The 16,853-nt window shown below is 60.0% G+C and carries 11 protein-coding genes and 1 riboswitch; of the genes, 3 read left to right on the top strand and 8 right to left on the bottom strand.

Going from position 1 to position 16,853, the window contains the following annotated elements; all coding sequences use genetic code 11:
* Window positions 1-54: 54 nt before the first annotated feature.
* The 6 genes from H8K20_RS09555 to H8K20_RS09530 form a co-directional block, all read right to left on the bottom strand.
* Window positions 55-1,518, bottom strand: a complete 1,464-nt coding sequence (locus H8K20_RS09555; RefSeq protein WP_186488282.1) for a hypothetical protein — start codon at window positions 1,516-1,518, stop codon at window positions 55-57.
* Window positions 1,519-1,705: 187 nt separating this feature from the next.
* A complete protein-coding gene (locus H8K20_RS09550) occupies window positions 1,706-2,593 on the bottom strand; it encodes a cation diffusion facilitator family transporter (protein WP_105205897.1) in 888 nt (295 codons plus the stop codon).
* 116 nt (window positions 2,594-2,709) lie between these two features.
* A riboswitch (NiCo riboswitch) is annotated at window positions 2,710-2,813 on the bottom strand.
* Window positions 2,814-2,881: 68 nt separating this feature from the next.
* Window positions 2,882-4,237: an ABC transporter permease family protein gene (locus H8K20_RS09545; protein ID WP_186488281.1), complete on the bottom strand. Its 1,356-nt coding sequence runs from the start codon at window positions 4,235-4,237 to the stop codon at window positions 2,882-2,884.
* Window positions 4,238-4,463: 226 nt separating this feature from the next.
* Window positions 4,464-5,462: a nucleoside hydrolase gene (locus tag H8K20_RS09540; RefSeq protein WP_154866568.1), complete on the bottom strand. Its 999-nt coding sequence runs from the start codon at window positions 5,460-5,462 to the stop codon at window positions 4,464-4,466.
* A 192-nt stretch (window positions 5,463-5,654) separates the two neighbouring features.
* Window positions 5,655-6,104: a hotdog domain-containing protein gene (locus tag H8K20_RS09535; protein WP_186488280.1), complete on the bottom strand. Its 450-nt coding sequence runs from the start codon at window positions 6,102-6,104 to the stop codon at window positions 5,655-5,657.
* On the bottom strand, window positions 6,101-7,453 hold the full coding sequence (locus H8K20_RS09530; RefSeq protein WP_186488279.1) for a hemolysin family protein: 1,353 nt from the start codon (window positions 7,451-7,453) through the stop codon (window positions 6,101-6,103). Before H8K20_RS09530 ends, H8K20_RS09535 begins: the two co-directional genes overlap by 4 nt.
* Before the next feature lie 405 nt (window positions 7,454-7,858).
* On the opposite strand from H8K20_RS09530, the gene nifJ reads away from it, so the two are divergent.
* From nifJ to H8K20_RS09515, 3 genes are all read left to right on the top strand, one after another.
* Window positions 7,859-11,401 (top strand): pyruvate:ferredoxin (flavodoxin) oxidoreductase, encoded by a 3,543-nt coding sequence (gene nifJ, locus H8K20_RS09525; protein WP_186488278.1) that lies wholly within the window; start codon window positions 7,859-7,861, stop codon window positions 11,399-11,401.
* Between the two features lie 199 nt (window positions 11,402-11,600).
* Window positions 11,601-11,945 carry a helix-turn-helix domain-containing protein gene (locus tag H8K20_RS09520; RefSeq protein ID WP_186488277.1) on the top strand — a complete coding sequence of 115 codons (345 nt, stop codon included), beginning with the start codon at window positions 11,601-11,603 and terminating at the stop codon, window positions 11,943-11,945.
* Between the two features lie 424 nt (window positions 11,946-12,369).
* Window positions 12,370-14,685: a vitamin B12-dependent ribonucleotide reductase gene (locus H8K20_RS09515; protein ID WP_186488276.1), complete on the top strand. Its 2,316-nt coding sequence runs from the start codon at window positions 12,370-12,372 to the stop codon at window positions 14,683-14,685.
* A 104-nt stretch (window positions 14,686-14,789) separates the two neighbouring features.
* Here H8K20_RS09515 and H8K20_RS09510 read toward each other — a convergent pair whose 3' ends face one another.
* A complete protein-coding gene (locus H8K20_RS09510) occupies window positions 14,790-15,635 on the bottom strand; it encodes a class I SAM-dependent methyltransferase (protein WP_186488275.1) in 846 nt (281 codons plus the stop codon).
* Between the two features lie 237 nt (window positions 15,636-15,872).
* On the bottom strand, window positions 15,873-16,823 hold the full coding sequence (locus H8K20_RS09505) for a nucleoside hydrolase (protein WP_105205888.1): 951 nt from the start codon (window positions 16,821-16,823) through the stop codon (window positions 15,873-15,875).
* Window positions 16,824-16,853 lie beyond the last annotated feature (30 nt).

The following is a 16,853-nucleotide window of genomic DNA, read 5'->3' as shown; positions in this document are numbered from 1 at the left end:
TTACTGGGTGCTTATTTACGAAATATCCATCCGGTGTACGGTGCACGAGTGTTCTTAGGCGCCTTTGACGATAGTGTAATCGTCATACTCCTCCTCGATCTCGGCCTCGGCCTGCTCCTGGGTCTCGATCTTGTCCCAGCTGCCGAAGTAAGTGCCGTACACATAGGCGTCGTCGGGGTCAAAATCAGAGTCGATACCGCTCATCTCGGTGTAGTAGTAAAAGTCGCCCTGCAGGTCCTCGTAGGTGGCACTGCTGCCGTAACCGTTTTTCTTCTGCCCCTTAACGGTGACCTTGTATAGCGCCACGTACACGTCGCTGTCGTAACCGCCCGGCTCACCTTTCATCAGGTACTGGGCCACCTTCTCGTACCCCACCAGCTCTTTATCCTTGTCGTAGGCAAAGTCGCCGGCATAAGAGATAGAGTCATAGCTGTTTTTTATGAGCTTTTCACTTTTTGCGTCTGACGTCTCGATCACTTCGTCGGGCAGGTCGGCCACATCTCCGTACCGCTCGGTAAGGCCCTGCACTTTAAAGGTGCGGGTATCTTTGGTGACCTTGATCTTGGCTTTTTTAGCTGTCTCTTTGGAGTAGACTGCTTTGACGGTGACCTTGTCGCCATTGGAGAGGCCCTCACTGGGCTCGATCTGGTATGTGACACTGCCGACGAAGATGCCCACCGCCGCGTCGTTTAGGTCGTAATCGATATCCTGTTTACTGACATAGGCCGTGCCGGCGCCCGACTCGTTATTGAAGGTGACCTCCACCCCCGAGACCAGGTCGAGCTTGGTGCGGGTGAGCACGCTCAGCAAAATACCGCCAGCGACCAGCAGCAGGATACCGCCGCCGATACAGCCCAGGGTGACTTTGCCCTTTTTGCTGCCCACGAACGCCCGCAATTTTTGAGCCGTCTGCCCCGGTGCCGCCACAGCAGGCGGCGCCGCGGTGGCTACCCCACCGGCGGCTTGGGTGGCGGTGACAATGGGCTGGCCGGTCATGGGGTCGAACCGCGGGGCCGGAGCACCCATCTGATGGGGCATTTTGCCCTTTTTTAGCTGCAGCAGATTATAGATATTATAGCCGGCCAGCGCCACCTGCAAAATGATGGCGAAGTAAAGAAAGTACAGCGCTGCCGCCATAGCCTGCAGCGACATGGCAGCCCCGATGATAGCCATATAGTCTCCGCCCAACAGGGCAAAGCCCAGGCCCACCAGGTGCAGATTAAACAGCAGGGCCAACGTGCCCACGATCCCCACCGCAAAGGTGGCGATCATGGGGATGGTGCGCTCTTTTGCCCCGAATAGCCGCAGGCCCGCCCCCGCCGCAAGGCAGAGGTTGGCGGCCAGTGAGACAAAATACACCAGCTCCAGCACCACCACGAGAAAGCCGGCCCCGCTCATGCTGCTGATCGCATGCTCGCTGACGGTGAGCAGCAGCCAGGCCAGTACGGCGCCGCCGCCCATGATCACCGAGAGCAGATAGAGCCGCTTAGCCGTTATAAAATCCCTCAATTTTTGCACGATATCTCCTCCTCTAGACAGCGCCACCGCCGGTATAGCTGTCTACCGACGGCGGCGTTTTACTGGTATCAGCATAGCATATATTTGCCGCTGCTGCCTATAGGGACATTCCTATTTCGCCAAAAATCGTCTATTTACACACTGGGCGACCCATTGGTTTGTAAATTCCGCCACCTGGAAGCTGCGCTCAATCCGCCGCCGGGTTTACATGCACCATGCAGTGCTTGACCTGGGGGAACTCGCGCTCGACCATATCGTGGACCTGGCGGGCGGTATCGTGGGCTTGCTGCAGAGTCTGCTGGCCGGGGGCGCTGATCTCTACATCCACGTATACCCGGTCGCCAAAGAGGCGGGTACTCAGCCGGTCCACCCCGGAGACCCCGGGCTGGGCGCCGATCTTTTGCCGCAGCTGACACTGTACCTGCTCGTCGCAGGCGCGATCGGTCATTTTGGCTATCGCCTCGCGAAAGATATCGATCGCCGCCTTGAGGATAAACAGGCAGATGAGTACGCTGGCGATAGGGTCGAGCACCGGCAGGCCCAGACGGGCCCCCAGTATACCGGCAAAGCTGCCCACCGAGGACAGCGCATCGGACCGGTGGTGCCAGGCATCGGCCATCAGGGCGCTGGAGGACAGCTTTTTGGCTGCTGCGCGGGTATACCAATACATGGCCTCTTTTATAATCACCGACAGCACCGCCGCCCACAGTGCCAGCGCCCCAGGCACCGCTAAGCTGCCGGCCGCACCGGAGAATATTTTTTGGCAGCCCGAGACGCCGATACCCAGACCGGTGGCAAACAGCACCGCTGCCAGCAGAAGTGCCGCCACACATTCCAGCCGCTCGTGGCCGTAGGGGTGGTCGTCATCGGGTGCCTTGCCGGCCATTTTGACCCCCACCATGACGATAACGGTGCTGAACACGTCGGAGGCGGAATGGACCGCATCGGACACCATAGCTCCTGACCTGGCCAGCAGCCCGGCAGCCAGTTTGCCCGCCGACAGCACCAGGTTCCAGCCGATGGTAACGGCTGAGACGTGCATAGCCAGCTGTTGGCCGAATCTTTGTTGTTTCATGAAAGTTACCTCCCTGTCGCTCGCAAAACAGCGGCATTTTTGATAACTCTGTGACACGCATCTGCCCAGATGACCGCAGCTTTTGGGTACCAAAAAAGCACACCTGCGGAACATACTACTGTCCCGCAGATGTGCCTGTGCATTTTCATCTGCTGCCGCGCGCTGCGGCCCGGCGCACCGTGCCCCACATGGGGGCGGCCGCCTGTTCAGTTTGTACTGTAGCGATATGCAGTGCAAAGAGATTACCCATTACTATACGGTATGCCGCGTGCGCTGTCAAGGGAACACTTAAGTTTTTTGGCCGTTCTGGGTTGCCCGCACCGGCGTGTAGGTGGAAAAGGCGGCCTCGACTTTCGCGCAGGCCTGATCCAGACTGTGCACCTCGTCGCGCCGGGAGAAGTAGCGGCCGGTGACCTGGGCTGCACCGGCCACAAAATCACTGTCGACACCACCCAGTTCGGTGTAATAATAAAAGTCCTGTTGGGCGGTGCGGTAGCTGCTCTCTTCTTTGACCTGGCCGCGTACCGTCACCTGGTAGAGCGCCACGTAGCGGTCGCTATTGTAGCCGCCGGGCTCGCTCTTCATCAGGTAACTGGCCACCTTTTGTGCCTTTACCAGCTCGCGCTCCCGGTCGTAGGCAAAATCGCCGGCAGCCGAGAGATAGCGCAGATTCTTTTTAATGAGAGAGCGGCTCTCACGGTCTGACAGGTCGGTGATCGCCGGGGGCAGGTCTTCGGGGGTGCGGTAGCGCTCGGTGAGGCCCTGCACCGAAAAGGTGCGGCTGGCGCGGCTGACCTGTATCCGCGCACGGCGGGCGGCAGCACTGTCGTACACCACCCGCACCTGGACCGGATCGCCGTTGTGCAGCCCCTCGCTGGGGGTCACCTCGTACCCGACACCACGCCAAAAATCAGCGGTGCGCCGATCGTCGGTATCGGGTAGCGGGGGCTGGTCTACGTAGGCCATACCGGCGCCCGACTCACCGTAAAATACCGGCTGTAGGCCGTCGGTGAGATCGACCCGAGTGCGCCCCAACAGCGCACCGCACAAGATGAGCGACCCCAGCAACAGCGCCCCAAAACCAGACAGCACCACCGCGCGCTGGCCGCCGGCGGTAGATGCCCGGCTGAGCCACCGGCCCAACCGGCTGCCGGCAGGGGGCGGGGCGGCCAGACCGCGGCCCAGCAGCTTGCCCAACGCCCAGACACCCACCACCGCCTGGGCGATAAGGTACAGCCGCAGCAGCGCGATACCCGCCCCCAGCGAGACCGGGTCCATCTCGGTGGCCAGCACCGACAGGTAGTCGCCCCGCAACAGCTGCCGGCCCAGGTGGGCCAGCGGGGCGTTGACCAGCAGCACCACCGCCCCGGCCACCGCGCACCAGAGCACTGCGCGCAGACCCGGTGGGCAGGGGCGTACAGCACTGCGGCGCAGGCCGGCCAGAACCGCCGTGCAGCACAGCAGTGCCAGGCCCAGCGCATAGAGCCCCTCCAGCAGCCACAGCGGGGCAGTGGCACCCTGCAGCTGGGTGATGGTGCCGCCGGCCACAGCCAGCAGCACGATTCCCAGCAGAGAGAGCGCGCCCGCCGCCGCTGTCAGCGCGTACAGGACGCGCGGCGCTATTTTTTTACCCAATGTGCGCACGGGCACACCTCCTTTTTTTAAACTGACACACCGGGGATATCCCCCCTTTTTGTGCGCCAAAACATCACTTACAGAGTACCACATCTAAAGCCTTTTTGCCTACACCTTTCGCCGGCAAATGACAAGTTTTGCCGGCTCGGGGCACAGCCAGAGGGCGCCGCCGCTCCCGCGACAGCGCCCCCAGCCTATGCCCGCCAAGCCGTTTGTGTGAAGACCTGCCGCCGGGCTATTTGAGCAGTTCGGTCAGCAGCTGCAGCACCCGCTGCTTATCCAGCTGGTAGACGATCTGCACATCGCCCTGCGGCTCGGAGTAGGAGCGGGTATCCACCACCAGACGGCCGTCGGCAATGTTGCCGCCAAAGTCGACGTCGCAGTTTTGACGGCGTTTTTGCAGCACGAAACTGTCGTCGATGAGATAGAGCACGCAGAATACATCGTGCATGGCGATGGAGTAGTCATCGTCGTTTTGCATGTTGTTGCGGATACCCAATAGCTTGAGCCGGTCGGTCCAGTGCTCGATGAGCGAACCGAAATACTCGGCACCGGGGGTGCCCACGGCGGCTATCTGGGCGGCGTCCGCTTTGTTAAAGAGGATGGAGGTGGTGGCGTCGAGGGGAAACACCACGATGGGGCAGTCGGCCCCCAGCATGATGTGGGCGGCCTCGGGGTCCCAGTAGAAGTTGGCCTCGGCGGCGCTGGTAATGTTGACCGCGTCGTGCCCGCCGCCCATGACGATGAGCCGGCGGATATTTTTGGCGATAGAGGGGTCCATTTGCAGGGCCATAGCGATATTCGAGGCCGGGCCCACTGCCACTACGGTGATGGGCTCGGCGGTATGGCGCAGGGTCTCGACCAGGTAGCTGACGGCGTGCTGGGGCTGGGGGGCGATGGTGGCTGCCGGCAGATCGAGATAGTCGTCGTGGATGGCGACCTGTTTGCCGCCGTGTTGCTGCTGGTACTTTTGCCGCCGCTGGTTTTGCAGCCGGCCGGGGGCCAGATGCTGTACCATAGGGCCGGGCATGCCGGCATACACCGGCACCCCGCCGCCCATGAGCTGCACCACCCGCAGGGTATTTTCGAGGGTATTGGGCAGCGGCCGATTGCCGTGGGTGACGGTGATGGCCAGCAGCCGCTCGCGCAGGGCGCTCATGGCGGTGATAATGGCCATGGCGTCGTCGGTGCCGGTATCCACATCTAAAATGATCTTGGAAGTATCTGTCTGCATACGGTATTCCTCCTACACGGGCTGGATGGACCCGACGAGCGGGCCGATGGGCGCTTACAAAATTATTATACCGCCACTGGCTAGACGGTGGCAATGACAGTTGTCCCGCAGCTCTGTCTCCCCTAAAATAAGCTATGGCCCCATCGCCGGGCGGCGGGGGCCATAACTGCCTGTATCATTTTTATAGCGCTGTCACCGGTCTGTAGGCCGGGTCAGGTCAAGGTCGGCATCGGCAGCTGCCGCTTTCTCCAGCTGCTGCCACAGCTGGGGAAAGCACTTTTTGACGCTGAGCGGCCGCATGTCGCGACCGACGAAACCGTGCTCTGTAAAACCGGTACTGATGGGGCTCATCTCACCCTGCCGCAGTACGGCGTACCCAAAGCGAATGCGCGCCGGGGTGAGCCGCTCTATCACCGTGCGCACGGTGAGCACGTCCTCATAGGTGCAGCTGCGCACAAACTTACAGCCCAGCTGAGACAGCGGCGTAAAGAGGCCCAACTCCTCGATGGCCGAGTAGGGCAGCCCCAGCGCGCGGAAATAGGCGCTGCGCCCCTCCTCGTACCACACTGGGTAGACCGCGTGATGGACGATGCCCATGCGATCGGTCTCGGCGTAGCGGACGGTGACCAAAGTCTCGTTCACGGCCGATCCTCCGCGTTGTCTGCATCGGCTGTCTCCTCGCAGGGCGGCAGCTTGCAGATGCGCACCTGGGCGATGCGGCGCTCCTCGACTTTGAGCACCTGGAACTGGTAACCGCCATACTCGATGGCCGGGGTCTCGTCGTCGTCGGGGATGCGGCCCAAAACATCGGTGATAAAGCCGGCTACCGTGTCGTAGAGCGAGTCGTCGTAGTCGATCGACAGGCCCAGCTCCTCGCAGATATCGTCGAGATCGGCAGCGCCGTCGACGATGTAGGAGTCGTCGGGCTGCTTTTGGATCTCCTCCTCCTCGGTGTCGTACTCGTCCTGGATATTGCCGACGATGCTCTCGAGGATGTCCTCCATCGAGACCAGACCGGCGGTACCGCCGTACTCGTCGGCCACCACCGCCACCTGGGCGTGTTTTTGGGTCATGACGGCAAACAGGTCACGGCACTTCATGGCCTCGGGCACGTAAAATACCGGGCGCATAAAGTCCTCGATCCTGCACGCCTGCAGGTCGGCCCGGCCCACCAGCTGAAGCAGGTCTTTGACAAAGACGATGCCCACGATATCGTCCAGGTCCCCCTGATAGATGGGGATGCGGGAAAAGCCGTTTTTCAAAGTGGCGCCCACCACATCCTGGATGCTGCCGGAGAGCTCGACGGCGGTGATCTCGGTGCGATGGGTCATGATGTCCTCGGCGGTGATGTCGTCGAGCTCGAAGATGCCGGCGATCATGTCTTTCTGGCTCTGCTCGATGGCGCCAGTCTCCCCGCCTTCATCTACCAGCAGGCGGATGTCCTCCTCGGTGACGGCGTCGGCCACCGTTTGCGGGCGCACCCCGAACAGGCGGCACAGCGCCCGGCCCAGCCCCAGCGCGACCGACCCCAGCGGGTAGAGCACCAGCGACAGCGTCCGGTACAGCGGCAGCAGCCCCAGGCCACAGCCCTGGCTGCGGGCGCGACCCAGCGCCGCCGGCAGCACCTTGCACAGCGCCACGAACAGCAGCGCATAGGGCACAAAAAGCCCCAGCGCCCACCAAAATGGAGCGAGATCCCACACCGGGCCGGGGAACAGCCGCTCGGCCAGCAGGGGATAGAGGGCCAGGTATAGGCAGAGGTAACCGGCCCCGCCCAACAGTAGCCACCCCAGACTGACACTGGCCTCTACCCGGTGGCGCTGGTCCATGAGCTGGGCCAGTTTTTTTGCCCGCCCGGGGCCCGGTTCCTGGCCGCGGCGCTCCTCGAGCCAAGTGAGCGCCCCCCAGTAAAAGGCCTGCAGCAGGCCGGCTAACAGCGCACACAGCGCCGCCCAAAAGAAAAACACGTTCATATTCCCGTCAGGGTCCATCCGTCGACTCCTCCCGATCGATAAGGCGGGTGCGCTTTGCCGGTACCCGCCAGGTGCCGTGCCGCCCACATATCTGCGGGCGCACTGTGCATATACAGAATTTATATTAACCGCTTTGGCAGCCGCTGTCAAATACCGATGGCGGCGGGTTAAAAGGTCCGCTGCGCCGCACACATCGCCCGGCGAATGCCACCGGGGCCCTCGACCTGGGCGCCCGCGGTGGAATTTTGCGTGTACAGGCTGGTTTTGCCAGGTTTTGTCCTTTACATCGCAGTTTAAAAGTGTTAAACTTTTTATTGTGGAAAGAAGGCTTTCGGTCTTCTTTTATTGTACTGTTTTCGCGCTTGTGTACCCAGGACAGGGCGCAAAAAGTGAAAGAGCTCATATTTAAAAGGAGGAAATCCAATGGCAAGAAAAATGAAGACCATGGACGGCAACACCGCTGCCGGCCACGTGTCTTACGCGTTTACCGACGTAGCTGCCATCTACCCCATCACCCCCTCTTCCCCCATGGCTGAGGTCTCGGATAAGTGGGCTGCCGGTGGTAGAAAGAACATCTTCGGTCACGAGGTAAAGATCGTCGAGATGCAGTCTGAGGGCGGCGCTTCCGGCGCTGTTCACGGCTCGCTGGCCGCCGGTGCTCTCACCACCACCTACACCGCCTCGCAGGGCCTGCTGCTGATGATCCCCAACATGTACAAGATCGCCGGCGAGTTGCTGCCCGGCGTCATCCATGTTTCGGCCCGTGCGCTGGCCAGCCACGCTCTGTCCATCTTTGGCGACCACTCCGACGTGTACGCCTGCCGCCAGACCGGCTTTGCCATGATGTGCGCCACCAACCCGCAGGAGGTCATGGACCTGGGTGCTGTCGCCCATCTGGCCACCATTAAGGGCCGCGTGCCGGTGCTGCACTTCTTCGACGGTTTCCGCACCTCCCATGAGATCCAGAAAATCGAGATGTGGGACTACGAGGATCTGGCTGAGATGGTCGACATGGACGCCGTCAAAGCTTTCCGCCGCGGCGCCCTGAACCCGGAGCACCCGGTACAGCGCGGCACCGCCCAGAACCCCGACATCTTCTTCCAGGCCCGCGAGGCCTCCAACCCCTACTACGACGCTTTCCCGGCCATCGTAGAGGACTACATGAACAAAGTCAACGCCAAGATCGGCACCGATTATAAACTGTTCAACTACTACGGCGCTGCCGATGCCGAGCAGGTCATCATCGCCATGGGCTCGGTGTGCGACACCATCGAAGAGACCATCGATTACCTCAACGCCAACGGCGGCAAAGTCGGTCTGGTGAAAGTTCGCCTGTACCGCCCGTTCTCGGCCGAGCACCTGATCGCCGCTCTGCCCGAGACGGTAAAGACCATCTCGGTCCTCGACCGCACCAAGGAGCCCGGCTCCATCGGTGAGCCGCTGTACCTGGATGTCGTCGCCGCCCTGAAGGGCAGCAAGTTCGAGAACGTGCCCGTGCTGACCGGCCGCTATGGTCTGGGCTCCAAGGACACCACCCCCGACCAGATCGCCGCGGTGTATGAGAACGGCAAGACCTGCGGTAAGCAGCGTTTCACCATCGGCATCGTCGACGACGTGACCGGCCTGTCGCTGGAGAACGTGGCTCTGCCCGACACCACCCCCGAGGGCACCACCAACTGCAAGTTCTGGGGTCTGGGTTCCGACGGCACTGTGGGCGCCAACAAGAACTCTATCAAGATCATCGGCGACCACACCGACATGTACGCCCAGGCGTATTTCAGCTACGACTCCAAGAAGTCCGGCGGCGTGACCATCTCGCACCTGCGCTTTGGCCACACCCCCATCAAGTCTACTTACCTGATCAACAAGGCCTCGTTCGTGGCTTGCCACAACCCCTCTTACATGGGCAAATACGACATGGTCGAGGACCTGAAAGACGGCGGTACCTTCCTGCTCAACTGCGGCTGGACCATGGAAGAGCTGGAGAAACACATCCCCGCCAAAGATAAGCGCTACATCGCCGAGCACAACATCTCGTTCTACACCATCGACGGTGTGCAGATCGCCAGAGAGATCGGCCTGGGCGGCCGCATCAACACCATCCTGCAGTCTGCCTTCTTCAAGCTGTCGGGCGTGATCGACGCCGACGACGCCGTGAAGTACATGAAAGACGCCGCCACCGCCTCTTACGGCAAGAAGGGCGAGAAGATCGTGGCCATGAACCACGCCGCTATCGAGCAGGGCATGGAGCGCGTCGTCAAGGTAGAGGTCCCGGCTTCCTGGGCCACTGCCACCGACGAGGCCGCCGAGGCCGGCGCCATCGAGGGCCGCCCCGAGCTGGTCGACTACATCACCAACATCCTGGAGCCGATCAACGCCCAGAGAGGTGACAGCCTGCCTGTCTCGACCTTTAAGGATTGCGCCGACGGCACCGTGCCGCTGGGCTCCTCCGCTTATGAGAAACGCGGTATCGCCGTGGACGTTCCCACCTGGAACCCCGACAACTGCATTCAGTGTAACTTCTGCTCCTACGTCTGCCCCCACGCGGTCATCCGCCCGGTGGTGCTGACCGAGGAAGAGGCAGCTGCGGCCCCCGCCGCCATGAAGACTGCCGATATGACCGGTATGCCCGGCTACAAGTTCGCCATGACCATCTCGGTCCTCGACTGCACCGGCTGCGGCTCTTGCGCCAACGTCTGCCCGGGCAAGAAGGGCGAGAAGGCTCTGGTCATGAACTCGCTGGACAGCCAGCTGGAGCAGGCCGACGTGTTTGCTTACGGCACCGAGATCGAGGCCAAACCCGAGGTGGCTGCCAAGTTCAAAGAGACCACCGTCAAGGGCAGCCAGTTCAAACAGCCGCTGCTCGAGTTCTCGGGCGCCTGCGCCGGCTGTGGCGAGACCCCGTACGCCAAGCTGATCACCCAGGTGTGCGGCGACCGCATGTACATCGCCAACGCCACTGGCTGCTCCTCCATCTGGGGCGGCAGCTCGCCCTCTACCCCGTACACCACCAACAAAGAGGGCAAAGGTCCTTCCTGGGGCAACTCGCTGTTTGAGGACAACGCTGAGTACGGCTACGGCATGTACCTGGCTCAAGCTACCCTGCGCAGCCACCTGATCGCCGATGTGTGCGCTCTGTGCAAAGACGCCACCGGCGACCTGAAAACCGCCTGCGAGGAGTACCTGTCCACCGTGGACGACGGCAATGCCAACAAGGCCGCGACCGAGAAATTGGTCTGTGAGCTGGAGAAAGACGGCTCTGACGCCGCCAAAGCCATCCTGGAGGACAAAGACTTCCTGGCCAAGAAATCCATCTGGATCTTCGGCGGTGACGGCTGGGCCTACGACATCGGTTTCGGCGGTCTGGACCACGTGATCGCTTCCGGCGAGGACGTGAACATCATGGTGTTCAACACCGAGGTGTACTCCAACACCGGCGGCCAGTCCTCTAAGGCCACCCCCACCGGCGCTGTGGCGCAGTTCGCTGCGGCCGGCAAAGAGATCAAACAAAAAGATCTGGCTGCCATCGCCATGAGCTACGGCTATGTGTACGTGGCCCAGGTCGGTATGGGCGCCGACTACAACCAGTGCATGAAAGCCATCGTCGAGGCCGAGAGCTACAACGGCCCCTCGCTGGTCATCGGTTATGCCCCCTGCATCAACCACGGTATCCGCGGTGGTCTGGTCAATGCCCAGGCCGAGATCAAAAACGCTGTTCAGGCCGGTTACTGGCACCTGTTCCGCTTTGATCCCCGCCTGAAAGCACAGGGCAAGAACCCGTTCCAGCTGGACAGCAAGGCCCCCACTGCCAACTACGGCGACTTCATCAAGAATGAGGTCCGCTACACCTCGCTGACCCGCTCTTTCCCGGATCGGGCCGAGGACCTGTTCGAGAAAGCCGAGAAGTTTGCAGCCGACAAGTACGAGCATCTGCTGAAACTGTCTAAACTGTACGACGTAGAGTAATCTACATCATCTATAAAAAGGTCGGAGACTTCGGTCTCCGGCCTTTTTTGTGCTGGGGCAGCTTGGCGTTTTGCACCAGTTACTGGCTGTTTGCACCGCTTACTGCCGCTGTGCTATACTCTTTATACTGGAGCGGTAAACACTGCACAAAAAGCCGGCAGTGCCCGAAGCGGGCGCTCTGCAGAGAGGGGCAACGGAGATGAGAGAAACGATCGATAACCAGGACCGCAGCGCGGTGATCCGGGAAGGTATCGCCCAGCGGGGAATGACCGTAAAGAGCTTTGCCGCACAGATCGGCATGCCGTACTCCACGCTGCTCTCGATCTTGAAAAGCGGGGTGGGGGGCGCTGCGCTGGATAACCTGCAAAAAATCTGCGCCGGGCTGCAGCTGCCCCTGGCGGCGTTACAGTCGCCGACACTGCCGCAACCGCCCATCTCCGGTCCGGCGCTGACCGCCGCGGAGCAGCGACTGCTCAAACAGTACCGCGCGCTGCCAAAGATGCAGCCGGCGGTGTGCAAGCTACTGGATATAGAAAAGCCGTGAATAGGTACCGAGAGGTGCTGCACTGCTGGACCCTGTAAAAAAGAGCGCCGGACAGGCAGACTGTTCCAGCGCTCTTTTTTGGCGCTGTATTTAGACAAGGATACCGTACCACTCCAATGCGGGAAAGCTACAAACCATCTGGCTGCAGCCGATAAAAATGCCTATCTAGGACGGTGTCGCGACATACTTTTATCGGCGTGGCGCATATCGCATAGAAAATAAGTATACCTGCCCAAACTTGCCCAAACCTGCCCAACAAATATCGTCACTACAGTATTTTCAAATATATTGCGTTGATAGGGTCGCAGTGATACAATATATAGTGTTACATGCTGAATTTTGCATGATGAATGCAGCGTGCTGATTTAGTTGGCGGGCAGCCGCCGCGATATAATACCACATAGAGGAAGAGGGAAAAAAGAGCATGTCAGTTTCTAAAAACGCCCAGACGGTACTGGAGCGGCGGTACCTGATCCGCGATGAGGAAGGAGCAGTCACCGAGACGGTGGACGGAATGTTTCACCGGGTGGCCAAAGCCATAGCCGCCGCCGACCTGCAGTACGACCGTGAGGCCGATGTAGCGGCCCTGGCCGACAAATTTTACCACATGATGACCGAGCTGGAGTTCTTGCCCAACTCGCCCACGCTGATGAATGCGGGGCGGCCGTTGGGGCAGTTGTCGGCTTGTTTCGTGCTGCCGGTGGCCGACTCGATGGAAGATATCTTCGAGGCCATCAAGCAGGCGGCGCTGATACACAAGTCGGGCGGCGGCACCGGCTTTAGCTTTTCGCGGCTGCGGCCCAACGGCAGCACCGTAAATTCTACCGGCGGGGTGGCGTCGGGGCCCATCAGCTTTATGCGGGTATTCAATATGGCCACCGAGGCGGTGAAACAGGGCGGCACCCGGCGGGGGGCCAACATGGGCATCCTGCGGGTGGACCACCCGGATATCCTGTCTTTTATAGACTGCAAAAAAGACAACGCCGACATCACCAACTTCAACATCTCGGTGGGCATTACCGAGGATTTTATGGCGGCGGTCATTGCCGGCGGCGACTACGACTTGATCGACCCCTCTACCAAAAAGGTAGTGGGCCACCAGAATGCCAAGCTGGTATTTGACAAGATCGTCGAGGGCGCCTGGCACAACGGCGAGCCCGGCATCATTTTTTTAGACCGGCTCAACCGAGACAATGTAGTGCCCGCACAGGGCGAGATCGAGAGCACCAACCCCTGCGGAGAGCAACCGCTTTTGCCCTATGAGAGCTGCAACCTGGGTTCTATCAACCTGGTGAAGATGCTCAAAAAGGGGGAGGACGGCCGCTACCGGGTCGACTACGACAAATTAAAAGCCACCGTACACGCGGCAGTTCACTTTTTAGATAATGTTATCGACGTGAATAAATACCCCATCGACAAGATCGATGAGGTGACCAAGGCCACCCGCAAGATCGGCCTGGGCGTAATGGGCTTTGCCGACATGCTGCTGTACATGGGCATCTCGTACAGTTCGGATGAAGGCGTGCAGATGGCCCGGGAAGTGATGCGCTTTATCAACGAGCAGGGGCATTTGGCCAGCCAGGAACTGGCCAAGGTGCGCGGCCCATTCCCGCTGTTTAGCCAGAGCATCTATAAAGACCAGGCGCCGCTGCGCAACGGAACCATCACCACCATCGCCCCCACCGGCACGCTGTCGATCATCGGCGGCTGCTCCAGCGGAGTAGAGCCGGTATTTGCCTATGTGTTCATTCGCAACGTGATGGACAAGACCGAACTCATCGAAGTAAACCCCATCTTAAAGGAACGGCTCATCCAGCGGGGGCTGTACTCTGACGAGCTGATGCGCAAGATCTCTAAAGAGGGGACCATCGCCCACATCGAGGAGATCCCGGCGGATATCCGCGACGTATTCGTGTGCGCCCACGACGTGACACCGGAGTACCACGTGAAGATGCAGTCGGCATTTCAAGAGTACACCGACAACGCCGTATCGAAAACGGTCAACTTCTCCAACAGCGCCACGCTAGAAGATGTAGCCCAGGTGTATATGCTGGCCTACCGGCTGGGCTGCAAAGGGGTGACCATCTACCGCGACGGCAGCCGTGACAACCAGGTGCTCAATATCGGCAAGGTAAAAGACGGCTCTCAGCCGGCTGCTCCCGCCGCTGCACCACTGCCCCAGCTGCCTACCGAGATCGGTCCGCGGCCACGGCCGGAGGTGGTGACAGGCTTTACCGAGCGAATGAAGATCGGCTGTGGGAACCTGTACATTACCGTAAATTACGACAAAGACGGCATTGTGGAGGTGTTCACCAATACCGGCAAAGCCGGCGGCTGCCCCTCTCAGTCGGAGGCGACGGCACGGCTGACCTCTATTGCCCTGCGCTCGGGCATATCGGTGGACGAGATCATCGACCAGCTCAAGGGTATCCGCTGCCCGTCGACCATCCGCCAGCAGGGGATGAGCTGCACTTCCTGCCCGGATGCTATTGCTAAAGTGGTCAAGAAAGTGGACCAGTTCATTAAAAACGGTGGGGCTGAGGGGGGCCAGATCATCCCCAGCTCATCGGTGACGCCGCCCCAGAAAGTAAAGCCCTCGGACCAGGGATTTATTGAGCGGCAGGACGGCTATGCGCTGCCGTCCCACGCACTGCGCACCTGCCCGGACTGCGGCAGCGCGCTGGAACATGAGGGCGGTTGCGTGGTCTGCCGCAACTGCGGTTTCTCCAAGTGTGGCTGAACCGGTGTTCCTAGCGACTCAAATTTATGAATAAACTGTAAAAATGCGCTGTGAACAGGTCGTTCACAGCGCATTTTTTTGCTTTTAATAGGTACTGATACTTTTTACCGACTGGGCTTTTTCGCCAAATAGAGTTTGATGGTATCGCTCAGGGCGTAACGGCCACCATGACGCTGGATGATGTCGCGTATCTCGGCGGCAAAGGCCTGTTTTGTTTTTGCTGGCAGCGAGAGCTGGTCGCAGTTGGTGGCGAGCAGGGCGACATAGCTGTCGGCATCGTAATTTAGCACCTGCTGGTAGGTCTTGTAGGTGATGCTCGTAAAGCCGTGGGCGGCCAGCTGATCGGCAAAACTGATCGCCGGACTCTTCTGGTCGGGGACAGGCGGCTGCAGAGAAGTGAGCACCTGCCGGTACTGCGGGTGGACCTTATCGAGCGATATTTTGGGGTCGGCGTAAAATTGAGGGCGATATTTTTCATACACCGCGTCCATGGCGGCGGTGAGCGGGGCATATTGTGGCAGGCGGTAGAGCGCGTGGCCAAAGCGGGCAAAGACACCGCCCGCCCGAAGCAGCGCATACACCTTGGGAAAGCCGATCTCTGGGTCTATCCACTGGAAAGCCGAGGCGGAATAGATGAGATCGTACCGGCCAAGCTGCAGGTCGACCGTCTCGAAATCGGCCTGCAGCACCTGCAAATTGGGGTAGGCGGCGTATTTTTTTCTGGCTACCGCCGCCATGTGTGCGCCCAGCTCGACGGCGGTGACCCGGCAGCCGGCCTGTAAAAAGGGCCGAGTGGCTTGCCCGGTGCCGATACCGATCTCCAGCGCCTGTTGGCCCTTGTTGTCGGGGCCGCAAAATTGCAGGATATCGGCAAACATCTGCGCGGTATACAGCGGCCGCTGCCGGTCGTAATCCTCTGCTATCTGGTCAAAAACGAGCCTTAGATCCATCTTTTACACCTCCATGACCCCAAAAAACAGAGTTCTGGAGCTATTTGGGGACTATTTTAAAGGGGTATTTACGCGTATACGACCTGTGCCGGACCAGTATTCCACACATTTTTAGAAAATGTGGAATACCGGGTGTTTGCCGACAAAAGACGACTGAAATACTCTGTATTTGATGAAAAATAAAATACCAGCTGTATAAATGCTGGTATTTTATCGTTTTTGTATTGTTGAAAGATGTTACTGATAGGACTTGCAGGCATCCAGCAGCATCTGCACGAAACGGGCGCGATCGGTGCAGTCGCTGGCCCAGTAGGTGGGCTTGGTGGGCTCTTTGTGGAAGCGCATGTCCACGTAGGTGCAGCCGTAGGTGTGATCCCCCTCGAAGTCGACCGAGATGTCGCGGTGCTCGACGGAAAACAGAGTGGGATCGATGAGCCAGGCGACCGGACAGGCATCGTGGATGGGACACAGCGACAGGCCGACTTTGGTGTGGGCCTTAAAGTAGAAATCGAGCAGCTGGGCCACCACGTTGCCCACACGGCCCCCCTCGGTGCGGAACTTCTCGACCTCGTCGAAGGTGACGCCGTTTTTCATGGTGAGATCGAGGCCGAACATGGTGATGGGGATACCGGCGTCGAACACATAGCTGGCGCTCTCGGCATCCTGCCAGACATTGAACTCGGCGGTGCGGCTGTAGGTGGAGAACTCTTTAAAGTCGCAGGCCAGGTTGGCACCGCCCATGTAGGCGATCTCTTTGATCTTGTCTTTTACCTCGGGGTGGCAAAACAGCAGGGTGGCGATGTTGGTGAGGGGGCCCAGGGCGATGATGGTCATGGGCTCGCTGGCTGCCGACAGCACCTCGTAGTAGTAGTCGACAAAGTTTTTGTCGACGACCGGGGTGGTGGGCTCGGGCAGGTCGGGGCCGTCAAGACCGGTAGAACCGTGGCCCTTAGCCGACACGTGCTCTTTGCGCATGGGTTTGACTGCGCCTTTGATGACGGGCACATCGGTGCGGCCCAGCAGCTCCAGCGCTTTCAGGGCGTTTTTGGTGACGTTATCCAGCGTGTTGTTGCCCATGACGGTGACGATGCCCCGAACATCCAGCTTGTCGCTGGACAGGGCCAGAGTGATGGCGATGACGTCGTCATGGCCGGGATCGCAATCTATGATGACCGGTAGTTTGCTCATACGAAAAATCCTCTCTTCCTAAGCGCAGGC

It is taken from the genome of Neobittarella massiliensis (ex Bilen et al. 2018), assembly GCF_014269355.1.
GTDB classification, from domain to species: Bacteria; Bacillota; Clostridia; order Oscillospirales; family Ruminococcaceae; genus Neobittarella; species Neobittarella massiliensis.
This window is presented reverse-complemented; position numbering and strand designations above follow the sequence as displayed.